The following is a 15000-nucleotide window of genomic DNA, read 5'->3' as shown; positions in this document are numbered from 1 at the left end:
AAATCGCACCACGTAACACATGATATACACCTTGATACTCTTTCATTTTTTCCATCGCGATTACATCTTTCGGTTCTTGCACGACACAAACAACTGATTGATCTCGATGTGAATCATTACAAATATAACAAGGATCACGATCAGTAATATGTCCGCATACAGAACAGTACGCTAAATCTCGCTTCGCATTTACAAGTGCTTTCGCGAAACCTAACACATCATCTTCTTTCATATCTAATACGAAAAATGCCAATCGAACCGCTGTTTTCGGTCCGATACCTGGCAACTTCATAAAACTATCGATTAGTTTTGATATTGGTTCTGGATAATGCATGTATCAATATCCTCCTAGAACATTCCACCTGGTAAGTTTAAGCCTTTTGTAAATTTACCCATTGTAGAGTTTGAAAGCTCATCAGCCTTTTTAAGTGCATCATTTGTTGCAGCTAATACTAAGTCTTGTAACATTTCGATATCTTCTGGATCTACAACTTCCTCTTTAATCTTCACTTCAAGAATTTGCTTGTGACCATTTGCAATAACTGTAATCATTCCGCCGCCAGCTGTACCTTCAACTGTTTTTTCACCAAGCTCTTCTTGTGCTTTCGCCATGTCCTTTTGCATCTTTTGCATTTGTTTCATCATGTTATTCATATTTCCCATTCCGCCACGCATCATAATTAATTCCTCCTAATTATTATTACTCTTTTATTTCAATGAGTTCTTGCCCTACTAACTTCACTGCCTCTTCTATAAGAGGGTCTTCCTTTTTCTCCGGGCTTTCTTCAGACTCTCCACCTTCACGTTGTAAAAAGTCTTCACGGATTTTACCCCATTCACTTTTTGGAATGGCAATCATATTTAACCTTTTACTTAGCAATTCAAATAAAGCTTGTTCTACTGTATCCATAGCTTCTCGATTTTCGCTCGCCATCTTACAGTGAATCTCATATTGAAATGCTAAAACGTAAGTGTCATCTGAAGCTGCCACTGGTTCACTATTTTCAAGTAAAACGGCAAACGCTACTTTGTTATATGATTTGAGTCTTCCTAACAACTCACCCCATACAGCTTTTAATTGTTCTAAATCTTGACGCTTCGCTTGTTTTAATACTTCATTTACACGTCCGACAGGAATTTTCATACTTCCTGTTCGTACCGGTTTTGGTGTTGCACGCGTCTCTCTTACTTCCTGTTGTACACCAGCTGGCACACCGTTCTTTTTGACTTGCTCTAACTCTTTCTCCAGTTGCTGCATCCTGTTCATAATTGCTTGCAAACGATCTGTACCATTTGCTTGCATCATAAACTGTTGACACAATTGCACCATAACAACTTCTAAGAAAATACGCGGATGATTTGTCCACTTCATTTCCTGTTGTCCCTTACTAAGGGTATGAATAATCTCGTAGATCACTTCCGGTTGCATTTCTTCACTCAACTTACGGAATTGATCATCTACAATTACTCGTTCCAACATATGTTCTAGTTGTGGTGAAGTTTGATATAAAAGCATATCACGATAATAGTAAATGAAATCCTCCATAAAACGAACTGGATCCTTCCCTTTACTCATCATTTCATCTATGATTTGCAATGCTCTTGATACATCATTTTCACGTATGCACTCTACTAAATTGCCTAAGTATTGCTGAGAAACAGATCCTGTTACGGCCAATACATCTTCTGTCGTAACAATCTCATCACTATAAGATATAGCCTGATCAATAAGACTAAGCGCGTCACGCATACCACCTTCGGCAGCACGCGCAACAATTTGTAATGCTTCACCTTCCACTTGCGTACCTTCATTTGTCACGACCGTTGATAATCTCTCAACAATATCATTCACTGATATTTTTCGGAATTCAAAGCGCTGACAACGTGAAATGATTGTAGGTGGGATCTTATGAGGTTCTGTTGTCGCCAAAATAAAGATAACATGTCCTGGCGGCTCTTCTAAGGTTTTTAAAAGCGCATTGAATGCACCCATAGAAAGCATGTGAACTTCATCAATAATGTATACTTTATATTCTACAGCACTTGGAGCGTATTTTACTTTATCTCTAATATCTCGAATTTCATCTACACCGTTATTTGAAGCCGCATCAATTTCTAATACATCTGAAATGGATCCTTGTGTGATTCCTAAACAAGAAGGACATTCATTACAAGGTTCAGCTACCGGAGCATGTTCACAGTTAATTGCTTTTGCAAATACTTTTGCAATTGTCGTTTTTCCTGTTCCCCTCGGGCCAGAAAATAAATAAGCATGTGAAACTTTCTCTTGAAGAAGGGCATTTTGCAACGTTTTTGTCACGTGCTTTTGACCGACTACATCTTCGAACTTTTGCGGTCTCCATGTTCGGTATAACGCTTGGTATGACACGAAAATACGGCCTCCCTCAAAGGTTATTATCTCATTTATTATAACCCATTCTGTTTATAGATTCCAAAAGTTATTTTCTATACAAAAAACTCACCTTTGTATTAAGGTGAGTTTTGTATACATATATAACTGCCGTGCACCCTCCGTCGATTACGTACCATAAGCGTTACTCAAGCAGTTAGCTCGGTTCAGGCACTCCTGCGGCACACGAGAAGACCCGCTTATTGCTGCTTCCTTCCGGACCTGACAAGGTTCACGGGGTCCCGTTGCGCAGGACCCAAACGTCAACACCACTTACTTAAGGCAGACCTTACAGCAACATAACCTCGAGAGGGGATTCGGCCTCGCTAGAGCGGATTGCGAGTATAGGGCACCGCTACCTCCCCGCTTAGCACGGCAAAGTTAAAACCAATATTCGGTTGCCTTCATTAAAGGCATTATCAGTATAACTTGTTTCTTTAGAAAATGCAAATACGTTAGTTCCCAGTATTCTTCTCTAATTTTTTTATTGCTTTTCTTTTTTTACGAAGCTCTCTAAAAAAGTTTGTTAACAACGTACCGCATTCTTCCTCTAGTACACCAGATACTACTTCACATTGATGATTGAAGCGTTCATCCGTTAAAAGATTCATCAATGTCCCTGCACATCCGCCCTTCGGATCACTTGCACCATATACAACTCGCTTCACTCGTGATAAAACAATTCCACCCGCACACATTGGACAAGGTTCTAATGTTACATACAATGTTGCATCTTCTAAACGCCATGTCCCTAATTTTTTACATGCATCATCTATCGCTAGCAACTCAGCATGAGCTATTGATCTTTGCTCAGTTTCCCTTAAATTATGGGCAACACTAATTACCTCACCATCTAACACTATAACTGCTCCAATTGGTACTTCCTGTATTTCCTCTGCCTTTTTAGCTTCTTCTATCGCTAATTGCATAAAATAAATATCTTGATCTTGTTCCATAACATAGTCCTTTCATTACAAATAAAGTACACTTATTTCCATTTACTACACAGGGGATAACTTTTACAAATTCAATCCACCCTAAAAGAAAAAAGAGAGGGGATTACATATGAAAAATACCGCCTTGCTCATTATCGATATGATTAATGACTTTCAATTTTCCCACGGACCCATTCTAGCTAAAAAATGCGAAACTATAACAAACCCTATTTTACAATTAAAGAAAAAAATGAAATCCTTCGGCTATCCTATAATTTACGTTAATGACCATTATCAACTTTGGAGATCTGATATCGACCAACTTATTACTCATTGCACAAATAAATATAGCGAAAATATAATCCATAAGATTGCTCCAAGTTTTGATGAGTACATTTTTATTAAACCACATTATTCCGCTTTTTATGAAACACCTTTAAATTCATTACTAGGTTATTTAAAAATAGAAAATCTAATATTAACAGGGGTTGCCGGAAATATATGTATCCTATTTACAGCTAATGATGCTCATATGAGAAATTATAAATTGTATGTACCACAGGATTGTATCGCCTCTAACAACGACCAAGATAATATACATGCTTTAAAAATAATGGAAACTACATTGAAAGCAAATATAACATCATCAACCAAAATAAAATTTAATTAATACATATATCTATTTTCTAACTTTTTATATCAAATTAACCCGCTCGCTTCCCTCTTGTGCTACAATAATTCTGTTTTGTGTTTTTAGTAGTCACGGTAAATCACTGATTGAAAGGAGGAAACAGCGTGACCGGAGTACCATTTATCACGGTTGAAGGACCAATTGGTGTTGGAAAAACTTCACTTGCGAAGGAAATTTCAACTCACATGCAACTCCACTTACTAAAAGAGATTGTTGATGAAAATCCCTTTTTAGGAAAGTTCTATGAAGACATCGACGAATGGAGTTTTCAAACAGAGATGTTCTTTCTTTGTAATAGATACAAACAATTAGAAGACATTAACATAAAGTACTTGAATCAAAGGAAACCAGTAGTAGCGGATTACCATATCTTTAAAAATTTAATTTTTGCATCCCGCACATTAAAAGACTCTCAATATGACAAATACATGCAAATTTATCGTATCCTTACACAAGATATGCCTGTGCCAAATGTCATTGTTTATTTAACAGCTAGCCTAGAAACATTGCAAAAACGAATCGCCATGCGCGGAAGAGAATTTGAAAAAAACATGGATCCAAATTACTTACTACAGCTCACAAAAGATTATGAAACAGCAATGGATGCTTTTAAAAAAGATCATCCGGAAATACCAGTATTGAAATTTAATGGCGACGATATGGATTTTGTAAAAAATCCTGATGATTTAAACGTTATCCTATCTGCCCTTCAAAATACTCTCTTAAAGGAGTCGAAATAATAATGAATTTAAGGCAAAAATATGATATACCCAATGACGCGGTAATCACTATCGCCGGAACAGTAGGTGTGGGTAAATCAACTATGACAACTGCATTAGCTAATGCTTTAGGTTATCGCACATCATTTGAAAAAGTAGATTCCAATCCATATTTGGACAAGTTCTATGCGGACTTCACTCGCTGGAGCTTCCACCTACAAGTGTACTTTTTAGCAGAACGATTTAAGGAACAAAAAAGAATTTTTGAATATGGTGGCGGTTTTGTTCAAGATCGTTCCATTTACGAAGACACTGGAATTTTCGCAAAGATGCATCATGAAAAAGGAACAATGACAGAAACTGATTATGAAACATACAAAGGTTTATTTGACGCTATGGTCATGACTCCTTACTTCCCTCATCCAGACTTATTAATTTACTTAGAAGGTTCTTTCGATGATATTGTCGATCGTATTCAAGAACGCGGGCGCCCAATGGAACAGCAAACACCAATTGAGTACTGGAAAGAAATGCATGGACGTTATGAAAACTGGATTAACAACTTTAATTCATGCCCTGTATTACGCTTAAATATTAATGAGTACGATATTTTAAAAGATGGTGATTCAATCGAACCAATCATAAAAAAAATTGGCCATTTTTTAAAACAAACACGTAAACTTGTAAAATAAAAAACCCGTGCATATGCACGGGTTTTCCTATTAAATTACTTCTTCTTTGTTGGAGCAATAATTTCACTCTCAGGTTTTCCTGCGTTAATGCGCTGACGAACAGTACTTGTACTAATATCGTATGCTTCAGCAATCTCTTTAACAGTCATTTCTTTCCCGTTAATTACTGCCGTTAATACTTTACCTGTACGTTTTGGAGCTGCTTCTTTCTTTACAGCTGCTTTTTTAACTTGTTTTGGCGCCTCTACTTTACTCGTAGCTGGTTTTACATCACAAGTACAACCACAAAGTTTACGGAATGTATCATCACTAATAATGCGTGATACGTTTGCACCACTGTTTAAAATTCTATTGTTCTTACAGACAGGACATTGTACATAATATAAAGTTTTTCCATCTAAAGGAAACGTTTGTATAATAAGATCCATGTTGACTCCTTTCATATCTATGAAGATAATCATCGGAATATGAGTGTGTAATAAGGACAAAATTACCTTACACCATACTTTATGATTGGTTTTAAAATAAAAACTCGTTACGTGTTGGTAACGAGTTCTCCAATCTCCACTTATATGCGCTGTTGTCAATTATATCTGGAGGAGGTAGAGGGATTCGAACCCCCGCGCGACTCTCGCCGCCTGTCGGTTTTCAAGACCGATCCCTTCAGCCAGACTTGGGTATACCTCCATATTGACATCAAATATAATATCAAAAGAAAAACAGTTAGTCAACCCTACTAAAATAAATTATGAGGAAAGGAAAATTTTACTTTCCCCTTCCTACATTACAGTACTGACAACGCTCATAATTACCAATCACTCATACCGATGAATGTTTAAATTTACTTAATAACTGTTTTTCCTCCCATATAAGGGCGAAGAACTTCTGGAATTATAATTGTACCATCTTCTTGTTGGTAGTTCTCTAAAATAGCTGCAACCGTACGTCCAATTGCAAGACCAGATCCATTTAATGTATGAACATGTTCTGGTTTTCCATTTGGTTCACGGCGGAAACGGATATTTGCACGTCTCGCTTGGAAAGCTTCAAAATTACTACAAGAAGAAATTTCACGATATGTGCCATAGCTTGGAATCCATACTTCAATATCGTATTTCTTCGCTGCTGTAAATCCTAAATCGCCTGTGCACATGCTCATAACGCGATATGGCAACTCTAATAATTGTAACACGCGTTCTGCATCATTTGTTAACTTTTCTAACTCTTCATAAGAATCTTCTGGTTTTACGAACTTCACAAGCTCTACTTTATTGAACTGATGCTGGCGAATTAAACCACGTGTATCACGCCCAGCTGAACCTGCTTCAGAACGGAAGCAAGAGCTAAATGCAGCATATCTTATAGGCAATTGCTCTTTATTTAAAATCTCATCACGATGCATATTCGTTACAGGTACTTCAGCTGTTGGAATTAAGAAGTAATCTTCACTTTCAATACGGAATGCATCTTCTTCAAACTTTGGAAGTTGTCCTGTTCCTGTCATACTTGCACGGTTTACCATATATGGAGGTAATACTTCTTCATATCCATGCTCATCAGTATGAAGATCAAGCATAAAGCTAATTAAAGCACGCTCTAATCTTGCACCAGCACCTTTGTAAAATACGAAGCGGCTTCCTGTTACTTTCCCAGCGCGTTCAAAATCTAAAATTCCTAAATCAGTAGCAAGATCCCAATGTGGTTTTGGCTCATAAGTAAATTCTTTCACTTCTCCCCAAGTACGTGCTACTACATTATCATCCTCTGTTTCACCAACTGGAGCAGATTCATGAGGGATATTTGGAATAGATAACATTAATCTTTCTAAGTCTTCTTCAACTGTACGAAGTTCGTTATCAAGATCCTTTACTTTTTCTCCAACTTCACGCATTTCTAAAATTAGAGCTTCTGCATCTTTCTTTTCGCGCTTTAATACAGAAATTTGTTGAGATACTTCGTTACGTTTACTTTTTAATTCTTCTGTCTGAACAAGTAGTTCTCTTCTTCTCGTATCAAGTTCTTCAAAACGTCCGAAATCAGTTAAATCTTCGCCTCTATGCTGTAATTTCGCTTTTACTTCTTCAAAGTTTGTACGTAAAAATTTAATATCAAGCATTATATACTCCTCCTTTTATTTTATAAAACACAAAAAACTCCCGTCCCTATATAAAGGGACGGGAGTTAACCCGCGTTGCCACCCTAGTTGAAAGCATTACCGCTTTCCTCTCAAGTAGAAATAACGGCTCTTCACCGGGAATGCTTACTAATCCAAAAGATATTCCACATTCCATTCCAGGATGGATTCACAAACTGTTTCTATCGATTTCCACCAACCATCGACTCTCTATAAGAAACGACATTTGTTACTATTTCCTATCAACACGCTTATTTTATAAAATTGTTACCATCAATTTACTATAATCTTATACAAGTTGCAAGTTACTTATACAACTTTTTTCATTTTCGCTTCTTTTACCATTTCAACAAAGTATGCTGTCACACGATGATCATCTGTTAATTCCGGATGGAATGAAGCTGCTAAAAACTGATCTTGTCTTACCGCTACCATTCGGTCACCATGCTTAGAAAGCACTTCAACATTATCAGCTACTTCTACAACATACGGCGCACGGATAAATACACCAACGAAGTCTTCACCCACACCTTCAATTGAAAGCGCAGCTTCAAAACTATCCTTTTGGCGTCCGAACGCATTGCGCTCAACTGTAATATCCATAGCACCAATATGTGCTTCTTCATAGCCAATAAGTGTTTTCGCAAGAAGAATCATCCCTGCACATGTACCAAACATTGGTTTACCAGACTTTGCAAATGTACGAAGTGGTTCCATGAAAGCATACTTATCAATAAGACGGCGCATTGTTGTACTTTCACCGCCCGGTAAAATAAGACCATCAATCTCTTCAAGTTGCTCTATACGCTTTACAACAACAGCTTCTGCACCACTTGCTTCAACTGATTTTACATGCTCACGAACTGCACCTTGAAGACCTAGTACACCGATTTTCACCATTTTAAAGTTCTCCTTTAATTACCATCCACGCTCTTGCATGCGTTGTTCTGGTAATAACGTTGAAATTTCGACACCCTTCATTGCATTACCTAATCCTTTAGAAAGGCTTGCAATTAGTTCGTAATCTTCATAATGAGTCGTTGCTTCAACGATTGCACGTGCAAATTTCTCTGGGTTTTCTGATTTGAAGATACCAGATCCAACAAATACCCCATCAGCACCAAGTTGCATCATTAATGCTGCATCTGCTGGTGTTGCTACACCACCTGCCGCAAAGTTTACAACTGGTAAGCGACCAAGACGTTTAATTTCAAGTAATACTTCGTAAGGAGCGCCAGTATTTTTTGCATATGTCATTAACTCATCTTCACGTAGACTCGCAACTTGACGGATTTCTGCATTGACTTGGCGCATATGACGCACTGCCTCTACAATGTTTCCTGTTCCTGGTTCACCTTTTGTACGAAGCATAGATGCACCTTCTGCAATACGACGTGCAGCTTCTCCGATATCACGGCAACCACATACAAATGGAACTGTGTAATCACGTTTATTTAAATGGTATACTTCATCAGCAGGAGTTAATACTTCACTCTCATCGATATAGTCTACCCCTAATGATTCTAATACACGTGCTTCTACAAGGTGACCGATACGGCATTTTGCCATAACCGGAATTGACACCGCACCCATAACTTCTTCAACAATTGTTGGGTCTGCCATACGAGAAACGCCACCTGCTGCACGAATATCTGCTGGTACACGCTCTAATGCCATAACGGCAACTGCGCCTGCCTCTTCTGCAATTTTTGCTTGTTCAGCGTTAACTACGTCCATAATAACGCCGCCTTTTTGCATTTCTGCCATTCCACGTTTTACACGTTCTGTCCCTGTTACATTTGTCATGTACAAAAACCCCCCTAGGTGAATTGCTTTCCCCCGTTAAAGGCGAAAATTAAGAATACTCTTACATTCTACCACTAACTATCAGATGCTTGTCTACTACTTTTTCATAAAGTCGGTATGAAAAATAGGAATAAAAAAAAGCTCCTATCGTGAGGAGCTTTTAAAACCAACCTTTTACTGTATCAACAGCACTATTCCACATACCACTAAAGAATGAACCAATTCCGCGCATAGCACGAGTAAACCAGTTTGCTTCTTCTACTTCAGATGTCGTTACAAGATCCACTTGCAGTGACTTACCAGTTAAAAATCCAGGGTCGTTTGTATCTTTTGGCGTAATTACCATTTGACCAAGCGCAGCTCCCTTTTTAATAGGTGCTTCTTGTCCCTTACTTGATTCTTTTAATTCTGTTTTATAAACATCTTTACTTCCTTTTGGCACTGGAAGTGAAATAGCTTGTTTCGTTTGAACTGCTACATCTTTATCTTTCGCATTTTCTACTCGTACTGTTTCTTGTCCTTTTACTGAAGAACCTTTTTTATACATTTGTTTCACTTCAAAGTTAGCAAATCCATAATCATATAGCTTCTTTGTTTCATCAAAACGTGCTGTATGAGAACTTGTTTTAATAACTACAGAAATAAAACGCATTCCGTTTCTTTCAACCGTACCAGTGAAGCAATCTCCTGCTTCTGGAGTTGAGCCTGTTTTTAAGCCATCTACACCATCATATTCTTTAACTAAGCCCTTTAACATCCAGTTCCAGTTCGACATTCCAAACTTCTCTTTTTCTGGACGGAATTCTTTTTTAGGGATTTTTGCTGTATCTAACACTTTTGGATAATCTTTAATTAAATGTTGTGCTAAAGTTGCAACATCCTTTGCAGACATTTTATTTTCTTCATCCGCTGTTGTTCCTTCAGGATGCATTCCCTTTAAATCTTTATTCGTTAAACCTGTAGAATTGACAAATTTATAATTTTTCAACCCTAGTTCTTTCGATTTATCATTCATCATTTTTACGAAGTCTACTTCTTTACCTGCAATTGCTTCTGCTAATGCAATTGTTGCACCATTTGCAGAAAAGATTGCCATTGCCTCGTATAACTCTTTTACTGTATAAGAGCCACCATTTTCTAATGCAACATTTGATAATGAAGCATCTTGTGAAACCTTATATGCATATTCAGAAACCTTAATTTTCTGGTCCCACTTAAGTTTTCCTTTATCCACTGCTTCGTGAACTAAATATTCACTCATCATCTTTGTCATACTAGCAATGGATAATAATTCATCTGCATTCTTTTGATATAAAATTTTCCCAGAATTCGCTTCTACTAAAATTGCCGCACCTGCTTCAATGTTTAAAGCGGCTCCTGTTTCAGCTGATGCATTGCTATATGGCATAAAGATGCTACAAGCTAGTGTAAGCACTGTTACCAAAGCAATGAATCTTTTGCAAAACATACCTTTCACTTTTGCTACCCCCAATATCTATGTACTCACATAACCGTTATTCTAACATAATCAAAAAAAAATAGACAGAGATATCAAATCTCTGTCTATTTGTATATAAGACATTATAACGAGTAGTTTGGAGCCTCTTTTGTAATTTGTACGTGATGAGGATGACTTTCACGTAAGCCGGCACCTGACATACGAATGAATTGTGCATTTTCGCGTAAGAATTCTAAATCCTGTGCTCCGCAATATCCCATACCTGCACGTAAGCCACCAACTAATTGGTGAACTGTATCTGCTAAAGGTCCTTTATATGGCACTCGTCCTTCAATACCTTCTGGGACAAGTTTTTTATTGCCTTCTTGGAAGTAACGATCTTTACTTCCTTTTTCCATCGCACCGACAGAACCCATACCACGATACACTTTAAATTGACGACCTTGGTAAATTTCAGTTTCTCCAGGACTTTCTGCAACACCTGCAAACATGCTACCTAGCATAACAACATGTGCTCCTGCCGCTAATGCTTTCACCATATCACCAGAGTACTTAATACCGCCATCAGCAATAACTGGAATACCGTGTTTGCGAGCTTCTGTTGCACAATCATAAACTGCAGTTAATTGTGGTACACCAACACCGGCTACAACGCGTGTTGTACAAATAGAACCTGGTCCAATACCAACTTTAACTACGTTTGCACCAGCTTCAATTAATGCTTTCGTTGCTTCAGCAGTAGCAACATTTCCAGCGATAATATTTAGTGATGGGTATTTAGCACGAACTTCTTTTACCTTATCAATAACACCTTTAGAATGCCCATGTGCTGTATCAAGTACAATTGCATCTACACTAGCTTTTACTAATGCATCAATGCGAAGCATAGCATCCGCTGTTACACCAACTGCTGCTCCAACTAATAAGCGTCCTTGCTTATCCTTAGCAGAGTTTGGGAATTCAATTACTTTTTCAATGTCTTTTATTGTAATAAGCCCTTGTAATACACCGTTATTATCAACAAGAGGGAGTTTTTCAATTTTATACTTTTGTAGGATCTTTTCAGCTTCTTCCAGTGTAGTACCAACTGGAGCTGTAATTAATTGTTCTTTTGTCATTACGTCAGAAATTTTGATTGAGTAGTCTTGGATGAAGCGCATATCACGGTTTGTAATAATACCAACTAACTTTCGCTCATCTAAATTATTTACAACCGGTACACCTGAGATACGATATTTTCCCATAAGATGTTCTGCATCATATACTTGATGTTCTGGAGTTAAGAAGAAAGGATCTGAAATAACGCCGCTTTCAGAGCGCTTTACTTTATCAACTTGCTCTGCTTGTTGCTCAATAGACATATTCTTATGAATAATTCCTAAACCACCTTGGCGAGCCATTGCAATAGCCATGTCAGCTTCTGTTACTGTATCCATTCCTGCACTAATTAACGGGATGTTTAGCTGTAAGCTTTCAGATAAAACTGTTTTAACACTTACTTCTCTTGGTAATATATCTGACCTAGCTGGTACAAGTAATACATCATCAAAAGTCAAACCTTCTTTAACAAATTTAGATTCCCACATAATTGTTCCCCCTATGATACCAGAAATTATTATTAGTAGCTTATCAATTGGTTAAAATACTGTCAAGGACGTATATATATGTTAGAATTTTTAGACAATAAAAGGAGCGTAATATATGCATCAAACATCTTGTACTTGGCAGCAGTTAAGTTTCTTTTTTTCATCTCAAAATGTACAACGTTATCTTGCCCGTTGTTATGAAAAATCCTCTATTCAGGATGCAGAAAAAAAAAGTTTTGAAAATTGTTATCCCTTTATTTATTACTTAGAACACGGGAAAAATTATTATGAATTATATAAGACAGCTCCATTTTCCATTCAACCAATGTTGTTATTTTATGGAATTAGCCAACTGTTTAAAGCATGCCTACTAACTATTGACCCTAACTATCCTGAATCCACTACCGTTTTAGCTCATGGTGTTACAACTCGCAAACGAAAAAAACAAGGGTATCAATTTTTAGAAGATGAGGTGAAGGTACAAAAAAACGGATTGTTTACTCATGTTGCAGAACAACTGTTTCACATGAAACACTTAGAAGCAGAAAAATTTAACATGTTAGAACTAATGGGAAATATTCCAGAATTACAAAATTTATTTCGTTATAGTCAAAAAGGATCAACTTTATATAAAATTGATTCAACAATTAAAAATGAGCTCTCCTTTTCAGTCAACCTACTAGATCGATTACATATGACTAAAGAGAGATTTTCTCGTTACATTGAAACATCTTGTAAGCATTTATCAATACAACACGTACCTGAGAAGACTAATGAATCGAATTTACTTTTTACAGCGCCCATTCAATCATGGAATCCTATGTACAGTACTCCTTTATACTATGAACATCTTACTAATACTTATTATTTGCCACTTACGACTGACCCTAGAAATCCTAAGCCAATATTACCTGAACTCCTCATTCATTATTTATTGCTCTATAATTTAAGCATGATTTCTAGATATGAAACAGATTGGTGGTATGACTTACTTGGAAGTTATGGTTCTGAAGATTATCCATTTATTTATCAATTTCTAAGTATTTCTGCTCAAAAAATCCCTTACTATATTTCAAATTTTTTATTAATGGAACCAAATCTATTTCATGGGAAATAAAAAAACACAAGTCAAATGACTTGTGTTTTTAGTTGCTTGGCGACGTCCTACTCTCACAGGGACAAGGTCCCAACTACCATCGGCGCTAGAGAGCTTAACTTCCGTGTTCGGTATGGGAACGGGTGTGACCTCTCTGCCATCATCACCAAACTATGAAGGCATATTCCTTCAAAACTAGATAACATTTGCTACATATTATATGGTTAAGTCCTCGATCTATTAGTATTCGTCAGCTCCACATGTCACCATGCTTCCACCTCGAACCTATCAACCTGATCATCTTTCAGGGATCTTACTAGCTTACGCTATGGGAAATCTCATCTTGAGGGGGGCTTCATGCTTAGATGCTTTCAGCACTTATCCCTTCCGCACATAGCTACCCAGCTATGCCCTTGGCAGAACAACTGGTACACCAGCGGTGCGTCCATCCCGGTCCTCTCGTACTAAGGACAGCTCCTCTCAAATTTCCTACGCCCACGACGGATAGGGACCGAACTGTCTCACGACGTTCTGAACCCAGCTCGCGTACCGCTTTAATGGGCGAACAGCCCAACCCTTGGGACCGACTACAGCCCCAGGATGCGATGAGCCGACATCGAGGTGCCAAACCTCCCCGTCGATGTGGACTCTTGGGGGAGATAAGCCTGTTATCCCCGGGGTAGCTTTTATCCGTTGAGCGATGGCCCTTCCATGCGGAACCACCGGATCACTAAGCCCGACTTTCGTCCCTGCTCGACTTGTAGGTCTCGCAGTCAAGCTCCCTTATGCCTTTGCACTCTACGAATGATTTCCAACCATTCTGAGGGAACCTTTGGGCGCCTCCGTTACACTTTAGGAGGCGACCGCCCCAGTCAAACTGCCCACCTGACACTGTCTCCCGGGTCGATAAGACCCGTAGGTTAGAATTTCAATACAGTCAGGGCGGTATCCCACCAGCGCCTCCACCGAAGCTAGCGCTCCGGTTTCAATGGCTCCCGCCTATCCTGTACAAACTGTACCAAAATTCAATATCAGGCTACAGTAAAGCTCCACGGGGTCTTTCCGTCCTGTCGCGGGTAACCTGCATCTTCACAGGTACTATAATTTCACCGAGTCTCTGGTTGAGACAGTGCCCAAATCGTTACACCTTTCGTGCGGGTCGGAACTTACCCGACAAGGAATTTCGCTACCTTAGGACCGTTATAGTTACGGCCGCCGTTTACTGGGGCTTCAGTTCAGAGCTTCGCTTACGCTAACCCCTCTCCTTAACCTTCCAGCACCGGGCAGGTGTCACCCCCTATACTTCGCCTTACGGCTTCGCAGAGAGCTGTGTTTTTGCTAAACAGTCGCTTGGGCCTATTCACTGCGGCTTTCCGTTAAGAAAGCACCCCTTCTCCCGAAGTTACGGGGTCATTTTGCCGAGTTCCTTAACCAGAGTTCTCTCGCACACCTTAGGATTCTCTCCTCGCCTA

The 15000-nt window shown here is 38.4% G+C and carries 14 protein-coding genes, 1 tRNA gene, 2 rRNA genes, 1 other RNA gene and 1 other annotated feature (2 of these 19 running past the window's edge); of the genes, 4 read left to right on the top strand and 14 right to left on the bottom strand.

The features are described from left to right. The 5 genes from recR to tadA all read right to left on the bottom strand — a co-directional run. A protein-coding gene (recR, locus tag DN399_RS00140; protein ID WP_000559169.1) for a recombination protein RecR crosses the window boundary here: on the bottom strand, positions 1-334 show its 5' portion. The gene continues 263 nt to the left of window position 1, outside the view; the window shows 334 of its 597 coding nt (coding positions 1-334); it begins with the start codon at positions 332-334; the stop codon falls past the left edge of the window. Between the two features lie 14 nt (positions 335-348). Beyond that, the gene (locus DN399_RS00135; protein ID WP_014894853.1) at positions 349-675 is read right to left on the bottom strand and encodes a YbaB/EbfC family nucleoid-associated protein; all 327 of its coding nucleotides are present in this window, start codon (positions 673-675) and stop codon (positions 349-351) included. A 25-nt stretch (positions 676-700) separates the two neighbouring features. Next, on the bottom strand, positions 701-2389 hold the full coding sequence (gene dnaX, locus DN399_RS00130; RefSeq protein WP_000121587.1) for a DNA polymerase III subunit gamma/tau: 1689 nt from the start codon (positions 2387-2389) through the stop codon (positions 701-703). Between the two features lie 132 nt (positions 2390-2521). Then, positions 2522-2786, bottom strand: an RNA gene (gene ffs, locus DN399_RS00125) — signal recognition particle sRNA large type. Between the two features lie 79 nt (positions 2787-2865). Further along, complete coding sequence (gene tadA / locus DN399_RS00120; RefSeq protein ID WP_000434329.1) at positions 2866-3366, bottom strand: tRNA adenosine(34) deaminase TadA; 501 nt, start codon at positions 3364-3366, stop codon at positions 2866-2868. A 109-nt stretch (positions 3367-3475) separates the two neighbouring features. Between tadA and DN399_RS00110 the strand changes: the two genes are divergently transcribed. From DN399_RS00110 to DN399_RS00100, 3 genes are all read left to right on the top strand, one after another. Further along, the gene (locus tag DN399_RS00110) at positions 3476-4015 is read left to right on the top strand and encodes a cysteine hydrolase family protein (RefSeq protein WP_006917832.1); all 540 of its coding nucleotides are present in this window, start codon (positions 3476-3478) and stop codon (positions 4013-4015) included. Positions 4016-4140: 125 nt separating this feature from the next. Beyond that, positions 4141-4776 (top strand): deoxynucleoside kinase, encoded by a 636-nt coding sequence (locus DN399_RS00105; protein WP_000148218.1) that lies wholly within the window; start codon positions 4141-4143, stop codon positions 4774-4776. Positions 4777-4778: 2 nt separating this feature from the next. After that, complete coding sequence (locus DN399_RS00100) at positions 4779-5447, top strand: deoxynucleoside kinase (protein ID WP_001053585.1); 669 nt, start codon at positions 4779-4781, stop codon at positions 5445-5447. A gap of 35 nt (positions 5448-5482) precedes the next feature. Here DN399_RS00100 and DN399_RS00095 read toward each other — a convergent pair whose 3' ends face one another. The 7 genes from DN399_RS00095 to guaB form a co-directional block, all read right to left on the bottom strand. Continuing rightward, positions 5483-5875 (bottom strand): sigma factor-like helix-turn-helix DNA-binding protein, encoded by a 393-nt coding sequence (locus DN399_RS00095; RefSeq protein ID WP_000364193.1) that lies wholly within the window; start codon positions 5873-5875, stop codon positions 5483-5485. A 166-nt stretch (positions 5876-6041) separates the two neighbouring features. Next, positions 6042-6134 (bottom strand) — tRNA-Ser (locus DN399_RS00090). A 154-nt stretch (positions 6135-6288) separates the two neighbouring features. Further along, entirely contained in the window at positions 6289-7563 is a 1275-nt protein-coding gene (gene serS, locus DN399_RS00085) for a serine--tRNA ligase (protein ID WP_000884187.1), read from the bottom strand. Between the two features lie 51 nt (positions 7564-7614). Continuing rightward, positions 7615-7836, bottom strand: a binding site (T-box leader). Positions 7837-7890: 54 nt separating this feature from the next. Further along, complete coding sequence (gene pdxT / locus DN399_RS00080; protein WP_000238785.1) at positions 7891-8481, bottom strand: pyridoxal 5'-phosphate synthase glutaminase subunit PdxT; 591 nt, start codon at positions 8479-8481, stop codon at positions 7891-7893. A gap of 18 nt (positions 8482-8499) precedes the next feature. Then, entirely contained in the window at positions 8500-9387 is an 888-nt protein-coding gene (pdxS, locus tag DN399_RS00075) for a pyridoxal 5'-phosphate synthase lyase subunit PdxS (protein WP_000186165.1), read from the bottom strand. Between the two features lie 160 nt (positions 9388-9547). Next, positions 9548-10855: a D-alanyl-D-alanine carboxypeptidase DacA gene (gene dacA / locus DN399_RS00070; RefSeq protein WP_124749816.1), complete on the bottom strand. Its 1308-nt coding sequence runs from the start codon at positions 10853-10855 to the stop codon at positions 9548-9550. Between the two features lie 113 nt (positions 10856-10968). Next, positions 10969-12432 carry an IMP dehydrogenase gene (gene guaB / locus DN399_RS00065; RefSeq protein ID WP_000264088.1) on the bottom strand — a complete coding sequence of 488 codons (1464 nt, stop codon included), beginning with the start codon at positions 12430-12432 and terminating at the stop codon, positions 10969-10971. A 115-nt stretch (positions 12433-12547) separates the two neighbouring features. Between guaB and DN399_RS00060 the strand changes: the two genes are divergently transcribed. Continuing rightward, on the top strand, positions 12548-13549 hold the full coding sequence (locus DN399_RS00060) for a YaaC family protein (protein WP_000554287.1): 1002 nt from the start codon (positions 12548-12550) through the stop codon (positions 13547-13549). A gap of 34 nt (positions 13550-13583) precedes the next feature. Here DN399_RS00060 and rrf read toward each other — a convergent pair. Both rrf and DN399_RS00050 read right to left on the bottom strand, forming a co-directional pair. Beyond that, positions 13584-13699: ribosomal RNA gene (rrf, locus tag DN399_RS00055) — 5S ribosomal RNA — on the bottom strand. Positions 13700-13748: 49 nt separating this feature from the next. Next, positions 13749-15000: ribosomal RNA gene (locus DN399_RS00050) — 23S ribosomal RNA — on the bottom strand (it continues 1670 nt past the right edge of the window).

The sequence above is a fragment of the Bacillus sp. AR4-2 genome (assembly GCF_008274865.1).
In the GTDB taxonomy this organism is placed as follows: Bacteria; Bacillota; Bacilli; order Bacillales; family Bacillaceae_G; genus Bacillus_A; species Bacillus_A cereus.
The sequence above is the reverse complement of the archived record's forward strand: the minus strand, read 5'-3'. Positions and strand labels throughout refer to the sequence as shown.

Excerpts from the sequence above, each read along its gene's own strand:
- DN399_RS00135 (WP_014894853.1), bottom strand. The coding sequence starts at position 675 with ATGCGTGGCGGAATGGGAAATATGAATAACATGATGAAACAAATGCAA.
- tadA (WP_000434329.1), bottom strand. The coding sequence starts at position 3,366 with ATGGAACAAGATCAAGATATTTATTTTATGCAATTAGCGATAGAAGAA.
- DN399_RS00110 (WP_006917832.1), top strand. The coding sequence starts at position 3,476 with ATGAAAAATACCGCCTTGCTCATTATCGATATGATTAATGACTTTCAA.
- DN399_RS00100 (WP_001053585.1), top strand. The coding sequence starts at position 4,779 with ATGAATTTAAGGCAAAAATATGATATACCCAATGACGCGGTAATCACT.
- DN399_RS00095 (WP_000364193.1), bottom strand. The coding sequence starts at position 5,875 with ATGGATCTTATTATACAAACGTTTCCTTTAGATGGAAAAACTTTATAT.
- serS (WP_000884187.1), bottom strand. The coding sequence starts at position 7,563 with ATGCTTGATATTAAATTTTTACGTACAAACTTTGAAGAAGTAAAAGCG.
- pdxT (WP_000238785.1), bottom strand. The coding sequence starts at position 8,481 with ATGGTGAAAATCGGTGTACTAGGTCTTCAAGGTGCAGTTCGTGAGCAT.
- pdxS (WP_000186165.1), bottom strand. The coding sequence starts at position 9,387 with ATGACAAATGTAACAGGGACAGAACGTGTAAAACGTGGAATGGCAGAA.
- dacA (WP_124749816.1), bottom strand. The coding sequence starts at position 10,855 with ATGTTTTGCAAAAGATTCATTGCTTTGGTAACAGTGCTTACACTAGCT.
- guaB (WP_000264088.1), bottom strand. The coding sequence starts at position 12,432 with ATGTGGGAATCTAAATTTGTTAAAGAAGGTTTGACTTTTGATGATGTA.
- DN399_RS00060 (WP_000554287.1), top strand. The coding sequence starts at position 12,548 with ATGCATCAAACATCTTGTACTTGGCAGCAGTTAAGTTTCTTTTTTTCA.